The organism is Pseudarthrobacter sp. DSP2-3-2b1, assembly GCF_049895945.1.
In the GTDB taxonomy this organism is placed as follows: Bacteria; Actinomycetota; Actinomycetes; order Actinomycetales; family Micrococcaceae; genus Arthrobacter.
Genome location: NZ_JAFCTI010000004.1, coordinates 199,469 through 218,819, shown reverse-complemented (window position 1 = coordinate 218,819; position 19,351 = coordinate 199,469). Strand labels below are relative to the sequence as shown.

General features: G+C 64.2%; 15 protein-coding genes. 7 read left to right on the top strand and 8 right to left on the bottom strand.

Features of this window, described 5'->3' with window-relative positions:
• Positions 1–14: 14 nt before the first annotated feature.
• Complete coding sequence (locus ACP7AX_RS07530) at positions 15–803, bottom strand: cytochrome bc1 complex diheme cytochrome c subunit (RefSeq protein WP_131681331.1); 789 nt, start codon at positions 801–803, stop codon at positions 15–17.
• A gap of 87 nt (positions 804–890) precedes the next feature.
• Positions 891–1,565, bottom strand: a complete 675-nt coding sequence (locus ACP7AX_RS07525) for a cytochrome c oxidase subunit 3 (protein WP_426225971.1) — start codon at positions 1,563–1,565, stop codon at positions 891–893.
• Positions 1,566–1,676: 111 nt separating this feature from the next.
• Here ACP7AX_RS07525 and trpD point away from each other — a divergent pair, with 111 nt between their 5' ends.
• On the top strand, positions 1,677–2,735 hold the full coding sequence (gene trpD, locus ACP7AX_RS07520; RefSeq protein WP_131681332.1) for an anthranilate phosphoribosyltransferase: 1,059 nt from the start codon (positions 1,677–1,679) through the stop codon (positions 2,733–2,735).
• An 8-nt stretch (positions 2,736–2,743) separates the two neighbouring features.
• Here trpD and ACP7AX_RS07515 read toward each other — a convergent pair whose 3' ends face one another.
• The 5 genes from ACP7AX_RS07515 to ACP7AX_RS07495 form a co-directional block, all read right to left on the bottom strand.
• The gene (locus ACP7AX_RS07515; protein ID WP_426225970.1) at positions 2,744–3,337 is read right to left on the bottom strand and encodes a hypothetical protein; all 594 of its coding nucleotides are present in this window, start codon (positions 3,335–3,337) and stop codon (positions 2,744–2,746) included.
• A 2-nt stretch (positions 3,338–3,339) separates the two neighbouring features.
• Positions 3,340–4,452 carry a chitinase gene (locus ACP7AX_RS07510; RefSeq protein ID WP_426225969.1) on the bottom strand — a complete coding sequence of 371 codons (1,113 nt, stop codon included), beginning with the start codon at positions 4,450–4,452 and terminating at the stop codon, positions 3,340–3,342.
• A gap of 95 nt (positions 4,453–4,547) precedes the next feature.
• Complete coding sequence (locus tag ACP7AX_RS07505; protein WP_426225968.1) at positions 4,548–6,875, bottom strand: bifunctional polysaccharide deacetylase/glycosyltransferase family 2 protein; 2,328 nt, start codon at positions 6,873–6,875, stop codon at positions 4,548–4,550.
• Positions 6,876–7,102: 227 nt separating this feature from the next.
• A complete protein-coding gene (locus ACP7AX_RS07500) occupies positions 7,103–7,384 on the bottom strand; it encodes an Lrp/AsnC ligand binding domain-containing protein (protein WP_131681336.1) in 282 nt (93 codons plus the stop codon).
• Between the two features lie 83 nt (positions 7,385–7,467).
• The gene (locus tag ACP7AX_RS07495; RefSeq protein ID WP_426225967.1) at positions 7,468–7,893 is read right to left on the bottom strand and encodes a DUF3054 domain-containing protein; all 426 of its coding nucleotides are present in this window, start codon (positions 7,891–7,893) and stop codon (positions 7,468–7,470) included.
• Between the two features lie 103 nt (positions 7,894–7,996).
• On the opposite strand from ACP7AX_RS07495, the gene ACP7AX_RS07490 reads away from it, so the two are divergent.
• Genes ACP7AX_RS07490 through ACP7AX_RS07470 form a run of 5 tightly spaced genes read left to right on the top strand, consistent with a single transcriptional unit; the run spans position 7,997 to position 18,252 of the window.
• Positions 7,997–8,854, top strand: a complete 858-nt coding sequence (locus ACP7AX_RS07490) for a hypothetical protein (protein ID WP_426225966.1) — start codon at positions 7,997–7,999, stop codon at positions 8,852–8,854.
• Positions 8,855–8,860: 6 nt separating this feature from the next.
• Positions 8,861–12,130 carry a beta-phosphoglucomutase family hydrolase gene (locus ACP7AX_RS07485; RefSeq protein ID WP_426225965.1) on the top strand — a complete coding sequence of 1,090 codons (3,270 nt, stop codon included), beginning with the start codon at positions 8,861–8,863 and terminating at the stop codon, positions 12,128–12,130.
• Positions 12,127–14,727: a cation-translocating P-type ATPase gene (locus tag ACP7AX_RS07480; protein WP_426225964.1), complete on the top strand. Its 2,601-nt coding sequence runs from the start codon at positions 12,127–12,129 to the stop codon at positions 14,725–14,727. Before ACP7AX_RS07485 ends, ACP7AX_RS07480 begins: the two co-directional genes overlap by 4 nt.
• Positions 14,728–14,767: 40 nt before the next feature.
• Positions 14,768–17,230: a phosphoenolpyruvate synthase gene (ppsA, locus tag ACP7AX_RS07475; protein ID WP_426225963.1), complete on the top strand. Its 2,463-nt coding sequence runs from the start codon at positions 14,768–14,770 to the stop codon at positions 17,228–17,230.
• Positions 17,227–18,252, top strand: a complete 1,026-nt coding sequence (locus ACP7AX_RS07470) for an ATP-dependent 6-phosphofructokinase (protein WP_426225962.1) — start codon at positions 17,227–17,229, stop codon at positions 18,250–18,252. The genes ppsA and ACP7AX_RS07470 overlap by 4 nt, the downstream gene beginning before the upstream one ends.
• Positions 18,253–18,291: 39 nt before the next feature.
• Here ACP7AX_RS07470 and ACP7AX_RS07465 read toward each other — a convergent pair whose 3' ends face one another.
• Entirely contained in the window at positions 18,292–18,714 is a 423-nt protein-coding gene (locus ACP7AX_RS07465) for an Hsp20/alpha crystallin family protein (RefSeq protein ID WP_426225961.1), read from the bottom strand.
• 156 nt (positions 18,715–18,870) lie between these two features.
• On the opposite strand from ACP7AX_RS07465, the gene ACP7AX_RS07460 reads away from it, so the two are divergent.
• Positions 18,871–19,335 carry a pyridoxamine 5'-phosphate oxidase family protein gene (locus ACP7AX_RS07460; protein WP_426225960.1) on the top strand — a complete coding sequence of 155 codons (465 nt, stop codon included), beginning with the start codon at positions 18,871–18,873 and terminating at the stop codon, positions 19,333–19,335.
• Positions 19,336–19,351: the final 16 nt, after the last annotated feature.

The window sequence follows — 19,351 nt, the reverse complement described above, 5'->3', positions numbered from 1 at the left end:
TCTTGCCGAGCGTCCTAAGACGTTCGGGAAGTGAGCCAAATGGTGAAGGCGATGATAACGCCCAGGCCTGCCACCCAGACGAAGAGGCCTTCCGCTACAGGGCCGAGAGCGCCGAGGTCAGCGCCGCCGGGAGAGCCGTTGGCTTCGATCTGCTTCAGGAAGGTGATGATGTCGCGCTTGCCTTCGGGGGTGACGTTGGCGTCACTGAAGACCGGCATGTTCTGCGGACCGGTAACCATGGCTTCGTAGATGTGCTTGCCGGAGACATCAGCAAGGGCAGGTGCGAACTTGCCGCGGGTAAGGGCACCACCGGCAGCAGCGGCGTTGTGGCACATTGCACAGTTCACGCGGAACAGCTCACCGCCGGCGGCTGCGTCACCCTTTTCGTCCAGCAGGCCCTCTTCAGGGATTGCCGGGCCGGCTCCCAGGGAAGCTACGTAAGCTGACAGTTGGTGGGTCTGGGTCTCATTGAACTGGGCCGGCTTTTTGTAGGCCTGCGGGCCGTTCATCTGCATCGGCATGCGGCCGGTTCCGACCTGGAAGTCAACAGAAGCCGCACCGACACCGACCAGGGACGGTCCGTCCTGGGTGCCGCTGGCGCCCATGCCGTGGCACGTGGCGCAGTTGGCGGCGAAGAGCTTCTCGCCCTCTGCGGTGTCGTTTGCACTGAAACTCGTGGTGGAGGCCTTGGCCTCGTTGACGGTGGTGGCCACGGCGTAGAGCCCACCAGTGACGAGGAGTCCCATCAGGAGCAGCGCTATTACTGCAAGTGGGTGACGCCGCTTTTGCGAGAGAGCCTTCACGTGGTGGTTCCTTTATTCGATCCTGCGCCGGCTCCGTGAGCCGCTTCTTGAAATTCTGCCTCTTGTAGAAAAGGAAACAAAGCCCGACTACTTCAGCACGTAGATGACCAGGAAGAGGCCGATCCAGACAACGTCGACGAAGTGCCAGTAGTAGGACGTGACAATCGCCGAGGTCGCTTCGAAGTGGCCGAACTTCTTCGCTGCGAACGAGCGCCCGATAATCAAGAGGAAAGCAACGAGGCCGCCGATGACGTGGAGGCCGTGGAAGCCGGTGGTGATATAGAACGCCGAGCCATAGGCGTTGGAAGAGAGCGAAACGTGCTCTGAAACCAGCATGGCGTATTCCGTGGTCTGGCCGGCGACGAAGAATGCCCCCATGATGAACGTCAAGGTGAACCATTCGTTCATGCCCCAACGGACAAACTGGAACGGGCCGCCGGTCTTGCGCGGCTGCAGCCGTTCGGCGGCGAACACGCCCATCTGGCAAGTAAAGGAACTGGCCACGAGGACGATGGTGTTGACGAGCGCAAAGGGGAAGTTGAGCTTCGCTGTCTCTTCCGCCCACATCTGCCCGCTCGTGGAGCGCAGCGTGAAGTACATGGCGAAGAGACCGGCGAAGAACATCAACTCACTGGACAGCCAGACTACGGTTCCTACAGAAACCATGTTGGGGCGGTTCAGCGTTGGGTGCGCCGGGGTACTGGGGGCATGGGTCGCAGATGTCACATAGACATTATGTCTATAAAACTCCGTACTTCCCAACGCGAACCGCCTTTTCAGGGGACTTTTTCTACAAAGACGCGAAATCACTGCGAAAAGTTCCCGTTGCCGTCCGCATTGGTCATGGCCGGGGTGGCTGGATAGCATCAGGAGGTGACTTCTCAGGCAACCGCATCGGCACCCGGCAACACCTGGCCGCGGCTCATCTCCGCTCTCATCAATGGCACCGACCTGACATCGGACAACACCGCCTGGGCCATGGACACCATCATGTCCGGGGAGGCCACGCCCGCCCAGATCGCCGGATTCCTGGTCGCCCTCAGTGCTAAAGGCGAGACCGTTGACGAGATTTCAGGGCTGGTCGATGCGATGCTTGGCCACGCCAGGCCGATCAGCATCCCCGGCGAAAAGCTGGACATCGTGGGCACCGGCGGTGACCAGCAGAACACCGTGAACATCTCCACCATGGCGGCCCTGGTGGCTGCCGGAGCCGGCGCGAAGGTAGTCAAACACGGCAACAGGGCAGCGTCGTCGTCGTCGGGTTCGGCGGATGTGCTCGAAGCCCTCGGTGTCAGGCTCGACCTGCCGGTGGAACGGGTGGCGCTGAACGCAGCGGAGGCGGGCATCACCTTCTGCTTCGCGCAGGTCTTCCACCCGTCGTTCCGCCACACGGCCGTGCCGCGGCGGGAACTCGCCATTCCCACAGCGTTCAATTTCCTGGGTCCGCTCACGAATCCGGCGCTGGTGCAGGCATCCGCCGTGGGTGTGGCCAATGCCAGGATGGCACCCCTGGTTGCCGGGGTCCTTGCGCAGCGCGGCAGCCGCGGGCTGGTTTTCCGGGGCAATGACGGCTTGGACGAACTGACCACAACAGGGCCCTCCACTGTCTGGGAAATCCGCAACGGAGCGGTGTCCCGGCTGGTCTTTTCACCCGCCGATCTGGGGATCCGTCCCGCAACGGTGGAGGAACTCCGCGGCGGGGACGCCAAGGCAAACGCCGCCGTCGTGCGTGAAGTCCTTGCGGGCAGGGGAGGAGCCGCCAGGGACGCAGTCCTGGTTAACGCTGCGGCCGGTCTGGTCGCGTTCGACCTGACGGCGGAAGGTCCATTTCTTGACCGCATGCGCACGGCGCTGGCCAAGGCCGCCGAGTCAATCGATTCAGGCGCCGCGGCCGCTGTCCTCGACAAATGGGTATCGCTCACGCATCACTGAGTACGACGTCACTTCGTGATCACGGTGTTGCCGTAGTCAGCATCACAGCTGTCTTCGTGAATAACCCCCGCCCCAGAGGCCACCAGGTAGTTCCCGCCCGGATTGAGGATCACTGTATGGACGCCCGTGATGGCCTTCGCACAGCTGCGGGCCAGTGCTGCCCTCTCGCCTTCGCCGCCGATCCACAGATCGATCCAGAGGGAGGCATCGCCGAACTCTTCAGCTCCTGAATGGCAGGGCCCATCCTCCGGCGAAGGCCCGTCCCCGCAGGTGTCCTCCACGATGAAGTATCTCCGCACGCTGGGCACGTAGATTTTTGTTCCTGCGGGAATATCTAAAACGTCCTCGCCTGTCTCCAGCGAGTGTCCAACCGCCACTGTGACAGGATCCTCATAGGTGCCCGTGCCGCCCGCGGTTTGATGCAGAACGGGATGACTAATGGCAGGCGAACCGGCGGGTGTGTTGTCGAACCAGGAGTACGCAGTGACATATACGTTCGGAAGAAGAAGTTCACCGGCCACCGGCGGAGACTGGCCTGCGCAGCCGGCTGCCACCAGGACCATGACGAGAAACGCCGACGCCGTGACGTGACGTTTTCGCATTCTCAAGGTCCCGCCGCCGAATCAGTGTCCGCAAACCCCCGGCTCAGGGCTTCCGCGAACATCCCGGGGGGCCCCTCGACGCCACTGCAGCTATGCGCAGCCACGTTCGGTGCCTGCACTTCGTCAAGCGAACTGCAGCCTTTGTCCCTGTTCAGGGACCACATGGACATTCGCCCCACACCACGTTCCTGTGCAAAGCTGTTCAGCCCCTCGGCGTCCTCAAGAGTGAAGATCTGACCTGGCACGTCGTTTTGGCCGATCATCGGCGTGAGTCCGATTCTTTCCCACAAGCCTGCGGCGTCGAGGGGTTTGCCGGCGTTTTCGTAGATGCCTGCCAGGGTGCGGTGGCTAGCTTCTGCCGCGCTGGTTGATGCGTCGAGCATCGATTGTCCTTGAGCCAGCGGGCCGAAGTTCATCGTCATGAGGTTCACGCCGGCGAGTTCAACGCCGGCCGCGATCATCGTTTCCAGTGAGATCACTGCCGCGGGTGTCAGTCCCTGTACCGAGACCGGAAGGGTCAGCCATACCTTTAGCGGCGCTTCAGGAGGACGGCTGTCCTGGAGCCGTGCCATGGCAGCGGCCCGTCGTTGGGCAGCGGCGGGATCGGCGGCGGCTGCTCCTTCGACGTCGAGATCCACGGTGGCGGGCCCGTACCGGTTGATGACCTCTTCATAGGCCCGGGTCAAGGCGTCAGCGTCCGTGCAGGTCACAGCCAATTCCTTGCCGAGTTGCCCGCCGAAGGATATGGCGATGTCATTACCGGCTTTGCGGAAGGCGTCCACCTGTGCGTCGAGGCCGAGCCTGCTGCTGGCCTGTTCGAGGCCGTAGGAGCGGCCCCAGGACGGTTCACACGGATTGTCGGGACTGGAAGTGATGAAGGAAAGGACTGTGGTGGCCTTTCCCGGCGATGGCGCATCCTGGAGGCTAAGCCCAGGGAGGATGGTGACGTCCAGGTATCCACCAAACCAACGTAGGCCCGCCGCGGGCTGGGTCACTTCTGCGTCCTGGCCATTTCCATCCTGGCCGCTGGCGTCGCGGCCGGAAGCGCACGCCGCAAGGGACAACGCCGCAGCCAGGCCAAGGGCAACGCTGCCCCGCCACATGGATGCCGGCATTGCTCGATGCCACCTCGCTGGTCAAATGCGTGCATGTCAGGATGGACCACTATATTCCCGTCGCATTTATTCGGCCATAGTGGCGGAACCCCGGGTCAGACCGCGCCAGCAGTTATGGAACCTGCCTTTCGCGGGGCGGGGGCCATCACCACGCTGTTGGTCCGCTCCGGCCTGTACCAGCCCACTGCGGTGCCACGAACAGCCTGAATGGCGGACCCAAAGACGACGTACGCACGAAGGGGCTCGTAGATGAGCCTGTAGATGGGGACCATCAGCAGGTGGAGCGGGCTTTCCCGGACCATCAGCACCGCCACGATGGAAATCACCAGGTGGGTTGAGGCGACGAACGCGGAGAAGATGGCTATGGCCTGCCAGTCACCTCTGCTGAGGCTCATGAACGCGACAAGGAGCGTCAACGGCATAAAGATCAGCGGCACCAGCACTGAAATCAATGCATAGGGCATGGTGAGCATCCCCAGGGCACCGTACTTGGGCCTGAACAGCATGGAACGGTGCTTGTAGAGCGTTTGGATGTTGCCGTAGGTCCAGCGCAGCCGCTGCTTGAATAATCCCCGCAGCGTCAGGGGAGCTTCGGTCCAGGCCACTGCCTCGTTCTCCTGCACGATGCTGTAACCAAGCTTCTGCAGGGAAAGCGTCAGGTCAGCGTCTTCTGCCAGGGTGTCGTGGGAGTAGCCGCCGGCTTTCCTCAGCGCCTCCCCCCGCCATGCGGCGCAGGCACCCGGAACAATGGAAATCGCGCCCATCAGGCCCTCAGCCATCCGGGTGACGCAAATGCCGGACAGGTACTCGAGGCTTTGCCAGGCGGAGATGAGGTTGCGGCGGTTTCCTACTTTCACATGGCCGGCCACGGCTCCTACTTCCTTGCCGTTGCGGGGAGCAAGGAAGTGGCGGGTGAGCATTTTGATGGTCTGGGGCTCAAACAGCGTGTCGCCGTCGAGCGTAACAATGATCTCTCCCCAGGACTCGTCGATGCCGTGGTTACTCGCAGCAGGCTTTCCGCCGTTGGGCTGGTCGATCACACGCAGCCCGGGCCAGGTCCTGGCGTATTCGGTCAGCACGGCCAGTGTGCCGTCGGTGGACCCGTCGTTCACTGCCACAACTTCCATCAGGGGGTAGTCGCTCGCCCGGAGGGCGTCCAGGGTTTTTGCCACCACCAGCTCTTCGTTGAAGACCGGCAGGACCACGCTGACGAACGGCCAGTCCTTGTCCTCGATCTCGGGCCAAAGGCGTTTCCTCTGGCGGGCGTTGCTGACCAGGGCCAGGACCACGAACAGGAACGTCAGCACAGTCAGGGATCCGATGCCGAACCAGAATAGCCAGGTCAGCACCACATTAGGCGTCACCAGGAGCGTGGTCAGCGCCGCCAGCGTAGCGGTGTCCTCCACACTGGTGGGCACGCTCCGCTGGGGGATGTATTCCGGGGGCAGCAGGGGCTGGACTGTAGTGAACGTGTAACCCTGCGCTTTTGCCCGGGGAATGAACTCCTTGAGCATGTTGATCGTCGCGGTGCGGTCGCCGCCGGCGTCGTGGGTCAGGATGACGTGGCCCCGGCCGTCCAGCTCCGGCAGCTGGATGGGAACCCCAGGGGCGTACTCCCAGTCGCGGGTGTCAACGTCCATGTTGACGTGCAGGTATCCCAGCTGTTGTGCCTGCAGGAGCGCAAGGGTGTTGTTTTCAGGGTTGCCGGTGGGGATCCGGAACAGCCTGGAGTCGTAATGGTCCGTAGCACGCATCACCCGGTCGGCGCCGATGATCTGCTGGCGGTTGTCGGCGTCGTCATGCGCCCAGAAATCGATGTGGGACAGGGTGTGGTTGCCAACCATGTGCCCTTCGCGGATGATGCGCTGGAAGATGTCGGCGTACTTGACGATGTTGTCTCCCACAGGGAAGAAAGTCGCAGGCACGCCCTCTTTTGACAAGAGATCCAGGATCTCCGGGGTGAAGCGGGGATCAGGCCCGTCGTCGAACGTCAGCATCAGCGTGCGTTCCAGCGGTTCGCCATACGCCTCCACAACGTAGGGGCTGGTGCCAATCAACGGTATTTCGTCGGGAGTGGCCTCCCTCCAGACGGTGTCGCTGAACGGATCCTTGAGCACAGTCTTGCCGTCCCGCTGCTCCACCAGGGCGATGCGGTGAAAAATGGAAGCTTGCTCGTGGTACCCAAGCTTGGGAATGTTCTCCAGGTCCTGCAGGGCCAACAGCTCCCGCGGGTAATCAGACGCCTGGTGCCGGTGCCCCGGATGCACGGGCGCAGTGGCAGACGGGAGGATGCCTGCAGTCGACAGGACAACCGACATCATCGCCGCAAACAAAAGGCCCAGGACTCTTCGCCAGCGGTTGCCGCTGGCATCAAAAAACACTGGTGCCCGGCCACGTGGTGTCTTTGCGGCTGGTTTCGCCATTATTGCCTCGGAACGAAACTGTGCGTAGAGGGCGCCTCACAAAACAGGCATGTGACTGCTCAGGAGAGGCGGATCAGGGGTGGGATCTGCTCGCCGAAGTTCCTTTGGGCCCAGCCGTCCCTGAAGGTCACCTTATTCACGACTCTAAGAGGGCGGGCCCCCGGGACACATGCGTAGGGGGTACTCGTTTTTTAAGTAGGCGGTACTTGCTTACTGCGGGGCGACGCCTACTCCTCGAAACCCAGCGCAAACGCCGCATCGAGATCGTGCTGGGAGTATGCGCGGAAAGCAATATGCGTGGTGGTGTGGACGACGGCAGGCACTTTGGAGAGTTTGTCGGCAATGACATCGGCCAGGTCCTCGTGTCCGGCCACACGGGCCACCGCGATGAGGTCCCATTCCCCAGTGACCGAATAGACCTCGCTGATGCCCGGAATAGCCGAAATCTCCTCGGCAGTTTCCGGGATGCGGGCGGCGTCGGTCTTGATCAGAACGAATGCGGTGATCACTTGTCAATCCCTCCGGGATCTGTTGGCCGTAGCTGTGCCCGGCAGGCTGTATCGTCTTGCCAGCCTATTACATGCGGGCCCTATCAACGCTGGCCGCGCGCCCTGCCCATGCGGCGTATGCCGGCAAGGAGGAGCCGGTAGCCAACAAGCAGGATTCCCAGGCTTAGCAGGGCCACAACAACAAATGCGAACACGACTGTCTGCCCTGTGAGGGCCCGGAGGATCATGCCGCCGGCAAGAGCGCCGATCCAGACCCCCAGCCCCGAAGGCAGCACGGCCAGTGGGCTCCGCCAAACCCTGAAGGACAACCACCCAAGCGCCGCCCCGGCAAGAAACGGCCATGCCGTCAGGAGCACCCCGATGATGATGTCCCCGCGCTGGTGTGCGTCCCTTCCGATCGCGGCGAACACCATGATCAGGAGGGCATCGGCGACGGCGGCGCCCACAACGGTGCTTAGGCCGGCGCTCCGGTGGCCGGACCGGGGGTGGGGCTTTGTCTCAGAAGTCATGGGATACCAGCCTAACGTGGCGCAGGCTGCTGGGACCAAAGCCTCTGCCCTGGGCAAGCGGCGCGGTGCTTGAGTTGGCGTTGACAGGAAGGCGCCAAGAATCGTGCTCAGAAACCTCCGGCTTCACAGGGTCCTGTGGGCTGTCACAGGCCTGCTTGCTCTCGTGGCAGCAGTCACGGGTGTGGCCGTCCCCGGAATCTACGCGGGCGTCGTTGCGGAGGACCTGAGGCCGGGCGCCTTCTCACAGGACATCATTTCCGCCCTTGCCTCAGCAGTGCTGATTGCCTTGGCGCTGGCGGGCGGAAACGAGCCTGCGAAAGGGCAAATCGCCGCGCTGGGGTTGCTCGGCTACTTCTTCTACGCCTACGGAATCTACGCCATCGAGCGGGCGTACAACGGCTTCTACCTTGTGTACCTGGCAATCTTCGGCCTCTCCTTCTGGGCGCTTATTGCTGCCGGGGCCAGCCTCGAGCGGAATCTCTTCGAACCGGATCTGCCCCGGAACCTCCGCATCGTGTCTGCCTCCGGCGCGCTCCTTCAGCCGCTGATCTTCTACCCGCTCTGGATCGCCATGCTGGTGCCCCTGATGATCTCAGGGGACCAGATCGATTCGCTGTACTCGATCTTCATTCTGGACCTCTGCTTCATCATGCCTGCTTTCCTGCTGCTGGCCTTCCTCACCTACCGGTCCCATCCGCTGGGGCTCCTCCTCCTGCCGGCCCTCTATGTCCTAGGATTCACCCTCATCTTCTCGCTGGCGCTGGGGGAACTCGCAAAGCCCATGTTCGGACTGGAGATCAATCTCCAGTCGTTCTGGCTCTCCCTGGTCCTCTCCGTGTTTTTCGCGGCAATCGGCACTTTCCATCTGCTTAAGCTGGACCTCACGCCACGCCCACGCCAGCCGGCGTCCCAGGCGGCGTCCCAGCGGCCGCCCGGTCCAGCACCCGAGCATCGACGGTGACCAGCCATGGTGCACTCACCCACAGCCTCGGCAGCCCTGTCGCCGTTTGACGCGGTCATTTTCGACCTGGACGGAGTGGTCACCGACACGGCCTCTGTTCACGAGGATGCGTGGAAGGAACTCTTCGACGACGTGCTGAAGGACCCCAGGATCCCGGCCGAGGCCATAAGCAGTCCCTTCAGCCACTCCGATTACGTCAATTACGTGGATGGCCGGCCGCGGCGGGAAGGTCTGGAGGCCTTTCTCGGATCCCGCGGCATCATCCTTCCGGAGGGAACGGCTGCAGATGCCGCCGGGGACTGGTCAGTCCATGGGCTGGCAATGCGGAAGGACCAACTTTTCAGGCAGCGGCTGGGGCGCGACGGCGTCAAGGCATTTCCGGGGACCGTGGCCCTGCTTGACAGGCTGCGCTCAGCACGGGTTCCCGTGGTCCTTGCAACGTCCAGCCGCAACGCATCCGCTGTCCTGGCCGCAGCCGGCCTCACGGACGCCTTCGACCTGGTGGTGGGCGGTGTCATCGCCGGCGAGCTGGGGCTGCCCGGCAAGCCTGACCCTGCATTGTTTCTTGAGGTAGTCCACCGGCTGGGGGTCCCTCCCGCCAGGGCCGTGGTGATCGAGGATGCAGTGGCAGGTGTGGAAGCTGCGCGACGCGGCGGTTTTGGCCTGGTAGTAGGGATCGACAGGGCGCAGCGGCGGGCCGAGCTGGAGGCAGCAGGCGCCGACGTTGTCCTGACGGACGTGAGCCAGCTCGATCTGGGCCGCGTCCTGACTGACCCGTGGCGCCTGGTCTATGAGGGCTACGACCCGGCCCATGAAGGTCACCGGGAGGCTCTGACTACCCTCGGCAACGGGTATGTGGCAGTCCGCGGCGCTGCTCCCGAGAGCCGGATGAGCGAAGTCCGTTATCCGGGGACGTACCTGGCCGGGGTCTACAACAGGCTGATCAGCCGGGTGCAGGGCCAGGATACCGAGGACGAGCACATGGTGAACCAGCCCAACTGGCTGGTGCTGGATGTCCGGCTGGATGGCTCAGGGTGGTGGTCCGGCGGTGGCCTGAGGATTCTCCGGGAACGCCGGGTCCTCGACATGCGCACGGCAACCCTGGAACGCGAAGTATTGCTGGAGTCACCCGATGGACGCCGGCTGGCTGTGGTCCAGCGCCGGTTCGTGTCAATGGCCCAGCCGCACTTGATGGCGCTGGAAACCACTTTCACAGCTCTGGGCTGGAGCGGGGCTTTGGTGTTGCGCACCGGAGTGGACACCAACGTCACGAACGAGAATGTTCCGGAGGACGCGCTCCTGTCCCACCACCATCTTGTCCCGTTGGGCTTGCCGGCACCTGCGGAGCCTGTTCCGGTCATTGAGGTGGAAACAAGCCAAAGCCATATCAGGATCGCCACCGCGTTGCGGACGGCCATCTCCGGAACAGCACCCGGCAAGGTGCCGGACCCTGGCGCGCATGGCACTGGCGCGCATGGCACTTGCGCGCCGGACCTCGGCGCGCACGGTGGTGCGCATGGTGCTGGCGCACCGGGGGAGGAAACCGGCGTGTATTGCCGGACCTGGGACCTTCAGCTGACCGACGCCGCGCCGGTGGTGGTAACCAAGACGGCAGCTATGGTGACCTCCCGGGACCGGGCGATTTCCTCTCCGGCGTTGGCCGCCCTGTCAGTGCTCAGGACTGCCGGCTTGGATTTTGACGGGATGCTGGCCGAGCACGGGGCCGCCTGGGGCAGGCTGTTGCATCTGTTCGCCATCGATTTGGGCGGCAGCCCGCACGTGCAGCTGATCCTGAACCTTCATGTCTTCCACCTGCTCCAGACGTTGAGCCCGCATACGGCGGAACTTGACGCCGGTGTGCCAGCGCGCGGGCTCCATGGTGAGGGCTACCGCGGACATATTTTCTGGGATGAGCTCTTCGTCCTGCCCCTGCTGACGACACGGCTGCCGATGGTTGCCCGCTCCCTGATCAACTACCGTTGGCGGCGGCTTCCGGCGGCCAGGGAAGCAGCAGCGGCGTCGGGGTTCCGGGGTGCGCTCTTTCCCTGGCAAAGCGGCAGCGACGGGCGGGAAGAGACACCCAGGCTTCTTTTCAACCGGCGCTCCGGCCGGTGGGTGCCTGACTACTCCCATCTTCAACGCCATGCGGGGCTGGCGGTGGCCTCGAGTGCCTGGCAGTACTTCCTGGCCACGCAGGACAGGGAATGGCTCCTCCGCCACGGCGCGGAGCTCATCGTTGAGGTGGCACGGCTGGTCTCCTCCATGGCCGATTACGACCAGGACTCGGAAAGGTTTCATCTGCGTGGCCTCATGGGCCCCGATGAGTACCACACGGGCTATCCGGCAAACCCGGGCGCCGGCCTGGACGACAACGCCTACACGAACGTGATGGCTGCCTGGGTATGCGCCCAGGCCTGCGAGATCATGAGCCTGCTGTCCGGCCACGACCTCGAAGACCTTCAGGACCGCCTGAACATTGACCCTTCGGAAATCGACGGTTGGCTGCAGGTCAGCACGAGAATGTCAGTGCCATTCCACGGCGGCATCATCAGCCAGTTCGCAGGCTACGAGGATCTGCTGGAGCTTGACTGGGAGCACTACCGGAACACCTACCGGAACATCGAACGGCTGGACCTGATCCTCGAAGCCGAAGGGGACAGCACCAACCGGTACAGGCTGGCCAAACAGGCCGATGTGCTGATGCTGCTGTACGTCCTGGGCGAGAACGAACTGACCTCTTTCCTGGCCCGCCTGGGCTACGAAGTCTCGGCTGAGCAGGTGGCACGCACCGTTGACTACTACCTTTCCCGCACGGCCCATGGTTCCACCCTGAGCCGGGTGGCCCATGCATCGGTGCTGGCCGCGAGGGATCCGGAGCGGGCATGGAACACCTTCCGCGAAGCGCTGAGTGCGGACCTTGACGACACGCAGGGAGGCACCACCCACACGGGCATCCACCTCGGCGCGATGGCAGGAACCATCGACGTTGTCCAGCGAAGCTTCGCAGGCCTCAGGATCACCAGGGACGCCCTCCTTTTCGCGCCGAAAATGCCCAAGGGCATCAGCACCGTGGAATTCCGGGTCCGTTACCGGGACCATCTGCTCACAGTCCACCTCGAACACGGAACACTGAGCGTCTCCGCAGCTCCTGGCGATGCCGCGGCCATCCGCATGCAGGTTGGTCCCGAACAGGTACTTTTGGCCGCCGGCGAGACCCGGCGCTTCACGCTCGGCCCCCTGGTGGACACGCACGTGCCGGGGCTGAAGCTGCCGTGACCCAGCCAGCGGGCCCACCGGCTCCTGGGCCGGTGGCCGCAGGGTTGAGCTCGCAGCGGGCAGCGGCGTTGTTGAGGGAGACCGGTCCCAATGTCCTCCCGGCCGCGAAGACAGTGTCCCGTTGGCGGAAACTGCTGGGCGAGCTGACCCACTTCTTTGCCCTCATGCTCTGGTGCGCGGCAGCACTGGCCTTCATCGCCGGGATGCCGGAACTGGGCGTCGCAGTCATCCTGGTGGTGATCGTCAACGGGATCTTCGCCCACGTCCAGCAGGAACGGGCCCAGCACGCAGCGGCTAAGCTCCGTGGCCTGCTCCCGGCTGACGTCTCCGTCCGCCGGGACGGACGGCTGCTGAGGGTGCACACCAGCGGTCTGGTCCCGGGGGACGCTGTAGTTCTGACCGCGGGCGACCGGGTTCCCGCCGACGTCGTCCTTGCTAACGCGTCCGGCTGCGCAGTGGACGAGTCCATGCTGACCGGTGAGAGTGAAGCCGTGGCCAAGTCCAGCGGCGACAGCGCCTGGGGCGGGACATTCCTTGTCAACGGAGAGGCCGACGGCGTGGTGTCCCGTACCGGGGGGAACACCCGGCTGGCCGGCATTGCAGCGCTGACCAGCGGCACGGAATCGCCGCCCACGCCGCTGGCGCTCGAGCTGCGCCGGATTGTCCGCCTCATCGCGGCGGTGGCACTTGCAGTGGCCGGGTTCTTCTTCCTCGTCTCCCTGCTGGTGGGCATCCCCTGGCGCGACGCCTTCCTGTTCGCCATCGGCGTCGCCGTCGCACTCATCCCGGAGGGGCTCCTGCCAACAGTGACCCTTTCGCTGGCAATGGGTGCCCAACGCATGGCGGCGCGGAACGCGCTGGTCCGCAACCTCGAAGCGGTGGAAACCCTGGGATCCACCACCTTCATTTGCACAGACAAGACCGGAACCCTGACGCAGAACCGGATGAACGCCGTCGAAGTCTTCACAACGGACGGGCTGGTGAAGATCACCGGTGAGGGGTACCAGCCCGTGGCCGACGTCGCGGGGCCGGGGATCCCGGCGGCAGCCCGCGTGGCGCTCGCCGCCCGGGCAGCTTCGCAGGGCCGGGTTATGCTCCGCGGCGATGAGTGGAGGGCCGAGGGTGACCCGATGGAGGCTGCCATCGATGTCTTGTCCCGCCGCCTCTCCGGGTCAGAACCGGATGATGAACAACCGTTGCGGCGGTTCGCCTTTGATCCCCGCCGGCGCCGCGAATCGGTGATTGTGGGCACCACTGTTTTCGTCAAGGGCGCGCCGGAATCTGTCCTGCCGCTTTGTTCGGGATCCGCCGCCGCTGCGGCGGAGGAAGTCGAAGCGATGGCCTCACGGGGCCTGCGGATCATGGCCGTAGCTGCCCGCACGCTTCCCGGGGAGTTGCAGCGGTGGCTGGGGAGCCCGGTAGCGGAGGTCGAGGACGGGCTTGAGTTCCTGGGGCTGATCGCCCTCCACGACCCGCCCCGGCCGGACGTCGCCGAGGTGATCAAAACTGCCCGCGGCGCCGGGATCAGGGTGGGCATGATCACCGGTGACCATCCGGCCACGGCTGCCGCCATTGCCCGGGAAATTGGACTGATGGGATCCCCGGAGACCGTGCTCGAAGGTTTCCAGCTTCCAGAGGATGAGCAGATCCTTGGCGCGCTGCTGGACAGGGACGGCATTGTGGTGAGCCGGGTGTCCCCGGAGCAGAAGCTGCGCGTGGCCAGAGCGCTGCAGAGCCGCGGCCACGTTGTTGCCATGACGGGCGACGGCGTCAATGACGGTCCCGCACTGCAGGAAGCTGACATCGGGGTAGCGATGGGGCTCAGCGGAACTGACGTTGCGCGTGAAGCCGCTGACCTGGTGCTCCTGGATGATCACTTCGCCACGATCGTGGCCGCCATAGAACAGGGGCGTGCCACCTACTCGAACATCCGCCGGTTCCTGACCTACCACCTAACAGATAACGTGGCAGAACTGACACCGTTCGTCATCTGGGCCCTGTCCGGCGGGCAGTTTCCCCTCGCCCTCGGCGTACTTCAGATCCTGGCCCTGGACATCGGCACGGACCTTCTTCCTGCGCTCGCCCTTGGCGGTGAAGCACCCAGTAAGGGCGTGCTGAGACGGCCCCCGGAAAGACGGCACCTGATGGACCGCGCCCTGATGTTCCGGGTGTTCTGCATCCTCGGCCCGGTAGAAGCAGCAGTGGCAATGGCGGCGTTTTCCACGGTGCTGTTCGGCGGCGGCTGGGCACGCGGAGAACCTCACGATGGGGGGCTGTTGATGGCGGCCTCCGGAGCCGCGTTCACCGCCGTCGTGCTTGGCCAGTTGGCGAATGCCTTCGCGTGCCGCAGCGCTTCCGTGCCGCCGTGGCGGCTGGGCTGGCTCTCCAACCGGCTGCTGCTTGGCGCAGTGCTGGCGGAACTCGGCGCCCTGGCAGTATGCCTCTACGTGACCCCGGTTTCCTCCGCTCTGGGCCACCTCCCGCCGCCGCTGCAGGGGTTCGCCGTCGCAACCTTGGCGGTTCCAGCCGTGTTCGCCGCGGACTGGATTTACAAGCGGACGTTGCGGCCGGGGAAGGCCGGCAGCCGCAGGACCTAAGCCTCTGCAACGGCTGCGTCCGGCACGGGAGGATCGAGCCATGAATGCACGGACGATCCTGACTGATGTTCACGTGGTGTGGCTCGAAGACGTCGGCATGTCCGATGTGCCCTCGGTCGGCGGCAAGAACGCATCGCTCGGTGAGCTGACGCGTTCGCTGCTGGGTTCAGGCGTCCGTGTTCCGGAGGGCTTTGCCACCACCGCCTCCGCCTACCGTGCCTACATCGCTGCCAACGGACTGGAACCGGGAATACGCGCCGCCATTGACGACTACCGCGGGGAGCGGAAAACACTGCGCGAGGCCGGCGAAGCCATCCGGGAGCTCATTCTTGATGGCCAGTTTCCGCCGGACATAGCCACGGCTATCCGGGAACACTACCGGGCCTTGTCCACCCGGGCAGGACGAGCCACGGCCTCGGTGGCGGTCCGGAGCAGTGCCACTGCCGAGGACCTGCCGGACGCCAGTTTCGCCGGTCAGCAGGAAACCTTCCTCAATATCGCGGGCGAACGCGAGCTGATGGAGGCGTGCCGGCGGTGCTATGCGTCCTTATTCACGGACCGAGCCATCAGCTACCGCGAAATCAAGGGGTTTGATCATTTGGATGTGGCCCTGTCCATCGGTGTGCAAAGAATGGTGCGTTCGGACCTGGGCGCTTCCGGGGTGATGTTTTCCATCGATACGGAATCCGGGTTCCCGCGCAGCGTGCTGATCAGTGCCGCGTGGGGACTGGGGGAGACTGTGGTCCAGGGCAGCATCAATCCCGATAAATACCAGGTGTTCAAGCCGTTGCTCACCAAACCGCAGTTTGAGCCCATCATCGAGAAGACGCTGGGCTCCAAGGAACGGAAGATGGTTTACAGCCGGGGCGGGCATGCACGGACCAGGACCGTCGATACGGCGGAGCAGGAGCGGCGTTCCTTCGTCCTCACAGACGCTGAGATCGTGACCCTTGCCCGGTGGGCCGTCTCGGTGGAGAAGCACTACGGGCGGCCGATGGACATGGAGTGGGCAAAGGACGGCTCAACGGGGGAACTGTTTATGGTCCAGGCCCGTCCGGAGACTGTCCAGGCGCGGCGCAGCGAATCAGTCTTCAGTGTCTATCATCTCCGCGGATCGGGCCGGCTCCTGGCCTCCGGTGCTGCTGTGGGCGAATCGATTGCCCACGGAGTTGCCTGCGTGATCAGGGATGCCAAGGACATCGACGATTTCAAGGATGGTGCCATCCTGGTGACGCGGATGACGGACCCCGACTGGGTTCCCATCATGCAGCGGGCAGCCGGGATCGTGACCGATCATGGCGGTCCCACCAGCCACGCCGCGATCGTCAGCCGTGAACTGGGCGTCCCCGCCGTCGTAGGTACCGGCAACGGCACCACGGTGCTGGCGGACGGCATGCCCGTCACACTTTCCTGTGCCGGGGGAGAAGACGGGGAAATCTTTGAGGGCACCCTGGCTTTCGACGTCGAGGAGGTTGACCTTGGGGCGCTGCCGGAGACCAGGACCGCCGTCATGGTCAATATTGCGAGCCCGGCGGCGGCCTTCCAATGGTGGCGGCTGCCCGCAGCCGGCGTGGGGCTGGCCCGGATGGAGTTCATCATCAGCAACCTCATCCGGATCCACCCCATGGCGCTGGTCCATCCTGAACGGGTCACGGATCCAGCCGAGGCGGACCGCATCAGGGAGCTCGCCCATGGCTACAGCGACCTCAAGGAATACTTTGTTGACGTCCTCGCGACCGGCATCGGCAAGATCGCCGCGCCCTACTACCCGCAGCCTGTGATCGTCAGGCTCAGCGACTTCAAAAGCAATGAGTACGCCCACCTGATCGGAGGCAGCTCATTTGAGGTTGCCGAGGAGAATCCCATGCTGGGCTTCCGCGGGGCGTCACGTTATTACCACGAGCGCTACCGGGAAGGGTTCGCCCTGGAATGCCGGGCGTTGAAGCGGGTCCGCGAGCGGCTGGGCTTCGCCAACGTGGTGGTGATGGTGCCGTTTTGCCGCACCGTTCAGGAAGCTGACCTGGTCATCAAAGTCATGGCCGAAAACGGACTCGTCCGAGGGGCAGGGGGGCTCCAGCTCTACATGATGTGTGAGATCCCTTCGAACGTCATCCTCGCCACAGAGTTTGCCCGCCGCTTCGACGGGTTCTCCATCGGCTCCAACGATCTCACCCAACTTGTCCTGGGCGTCGACCGCGACTCCGAACAGCTGGCGGAGCTGTTCGATGAAAGGGACGAGGCCGTCACCACGATGATCGCGGAGGTTATTGGTAAGGCCCATAAAGCCGGCATCAGGATCGGGATCTGCGGCCAGGGCCCCAGCAACCACCCGGACTTTGCGCAGTTCCTCGTGTCGCAGGGAATTGATTCGATTTCCCTGAACCCGGACACGTACCTCAAGACCGTTCCGGTCATCGCTGCCGCTGAACTCGCCGCCGGTGAACCCGCTGCCGCCGAACTCGCCGCCGGTGAACCCGCTGCCGCTGAAACGTCCGCAACGTGAGCCGGCTGGGCATTCTCACCAGTGGTGGGGACTGCCCTGGCCTTAATGCGGTGATCCGCGGTGCGGTGCTGGGCGGCATCATCTCCCACGGCCACGATTTCGTGGGGTTCCGGGACGGCTGGCGGGGAGTACTGGAGCAGGACGTGGTCCCTTTGCCGCGGCAGGCCGTCCGCGGGATTGCCCGCCTGGGCGGCACCATGCTCGGAACCTCGCGGACCAATCCCCTCAGGGACGGCGGAGCTGACGCCGTCCGTGACAGCCTTGGTGCCCTGGGCGTTGACGGGCTCATCGCCATCGGGGGAGAAGGCACCCTGGCGGCTGCCCAGGAGCTCTCACGCCAAGAGGTCAAGGTGGTGGGCGTTCCCAAGACCATCGACAACGATCTGGATGCCACTGATGTCACCTTCGGTTTCGACACCGCGGTCCAGACGGCCACAGAGGCCATGGACAGGCTCCGCACCACCGGCGAGTCGCATCACCGCTGCATGATCGCAGAAGTCATGGGCAGGAACGCCGGGTGGATCGCCCTTCATGCGGGGATGGCTTCCGGCGCCCACGCCATCCTCATTCCAGAGCAGCGGGTCCCGCTGGCACAGGTTGCCGGGTGGGTTCAATCGGCCCGGGACCGGGGACGGGCGCCACTGGTGGTCGTCGCGGAAGCCTTCACCCCGGAAGGTCAGGAAGCACCGTATTCTCCCCGTGGCCTGGACGCCTTTGGCAGGCCACGGCTTGGCGGAATCGGCATGCTGCTTGAGCAGGAACTGCAACGGCTGACAGGGATTGAGACCAGGGCAACCGTCCTCGGCCACATCCAGCGGGGCGGCGCCCCCACCGCCTTCGACAGGGTGCTCGCAACCCGGCTGGGGCTGGCCGCCGTGGATTCCGCCGCCAGCGGACGGTGGGGGACCATGGTCTCCCTACGCGGGACAGACATCGTCAACGTTGACTTCGCTGCCGCGCTTGGCCGGCTCAAGACCGTGCCGGAAGACCGCTACCGGGAGGCAGCGGTCCTGTTCGGCTGAGGAGGCGCCCCGGCTTACCACGCGCCGGCGCAACGGGCATTAGCCGCGCTGTATCTCGATCTTCCGTGATGGTGCCTGCTGGGCTTTCTCCGGGACCGTGGTCCGGACTTCGAGCACACCGTCCCTGTAGGAGGCGGTGATGTTGTCCTGGTCAACGCCTTCCGGCAAGGCAACCCGCCGCATCAGCGAACCGTACCGGAACTCGGACCGGTAGCTGTTCTTGTCCTTCTGCTCGGTCTTTTCCCTTCGCTCAGCCTTGATCTCCAGGGCGCCGTCCACCAAGGAGACGCTGACGTCCTTGTCAGGATCAATCCCGGGCAGTTCGGCACGCACTACGAGGGTGTTGCCTTCAACAGACTCTTCGACCCGGATTCCCGAGGCGGCCGTGTCGCCCTCGAAAAGCCTTTCAATCAGCTCTACCGGCGAGCGCCGGGTGTCGAACCACTTCATCAAATCAGCCATGTCTGCCTCCATGCAATGACGACCGCCGGGGCCCTTTGCCCCGCCCCTTAATCGTCAAGCCACGGGCAGGAGCCACCCAGAGGCTTTGGTCCCTGCAGCACGGGCCCACGCAACACGGGGCCCGCCGGAGCCGGGCAGGGGGCTAGGATCACTTGCATGAGCAGCTCCTCTTCAGGGTCGCAAACGGAAATCCTCGCAGCCGACGAGTGCTGGAAGTACCTGCATTCCTCGTACATCGGCAGGCTTGCGGTGATCAACGACGCTGTGCCGGAGATCTTTCCGGTGAACTTCATGACCATGGGGACAATGGTGGTCTTCCGCACAGCTCCAGGCACGAAACTCCGTGCGCTGCTCAGCGGTGGCCCCGTGGCCTTCGAAACTGATGGTCTGAACGCCTACTCCACCGAGGTGTGGAGTGTTGTGGTCAAGGGAACCCCGGGGCCTTTCGACGGCGATCCCGCCAGCCTGCAGCAAGGCGGTCCTGACCGCGAGCCCTGGCAGGCCGGCCTCAAGGAGCATTTGGTACAGATAACCCCCTCGGAAGTCTCCGGGCGCAGGTTTGCCTTAACGCCGCGCACACGGTGGTGGCCGCCGCAGGATTTCTCGTCCGACTGGACCTAGCGGAACCCGAACGGGG

What these genes read in the sequence shown, in the direction of transcription:
- ACP7AX_RS07515 (WP_426225970.1), bottom strand. Translation starts at nt 3,337, where the DNA reads ATGCGAAAACGTCACGTCACGGCGTCGGCGTTTCTCGTCATGGTCCTG.
- ACP7AX_RS07510 (WP_426225969.1), bottom strand. Translation starts at nt 4,452, where the DNA reads ATGCCGGCATCCATGTGGCGGGGCAGCGTTGCCCTTGGCCTGGCTGCG.
- ACP7AX_RS07505 (WP_426225968.1), bottom strand. Translation starts at nt 6,875, where the DNA reads ATGGCGAAACCAGCCGCAAAGACACCACGTGGCCGGGCACCAGTGTTT.
- ACP7AX_RS07495 (WP_426225967.1), bottom strand. Translation starts at nt 7,893, where the DNA reads ATGACTTCTGAGACAAAGCCCCACCCCCGGTCCGGCCACCGGAGCGCC.
- ACP7AX_RS07485 (WP_426225965.1), top strand. Translation starts at nt 8,861, where the DNA reads ATGGTGCACTCACCCACAGCCTCGGCAGCCCTGTCGCCGTTTGACGCG.
- ppsA (WP_426225963.1), top strand. Translation starts at nt 14,768, where the DNA reads ATGAATGCACGGACGATCCTGACTGATGTTCACGTGGTGTGGCTCGAA.
- ACP7AX_RS07465 (WP_426225961.1), bottom strand. Translation starts at nt 18,714, where the DNA reads ATGGCTGATTTGATGAAGTGGTTCGACACCCGGCGCTCGCCGGTAGAG.
- ACP7AX_RS07460 (WP_426225960.1), top strand. Translation starts at nt 18,871, where the DNA reads ATGAGCAGCTCCTCTTCAGGGTCGCAAACGGAAATCCTCGCAGCCGAC.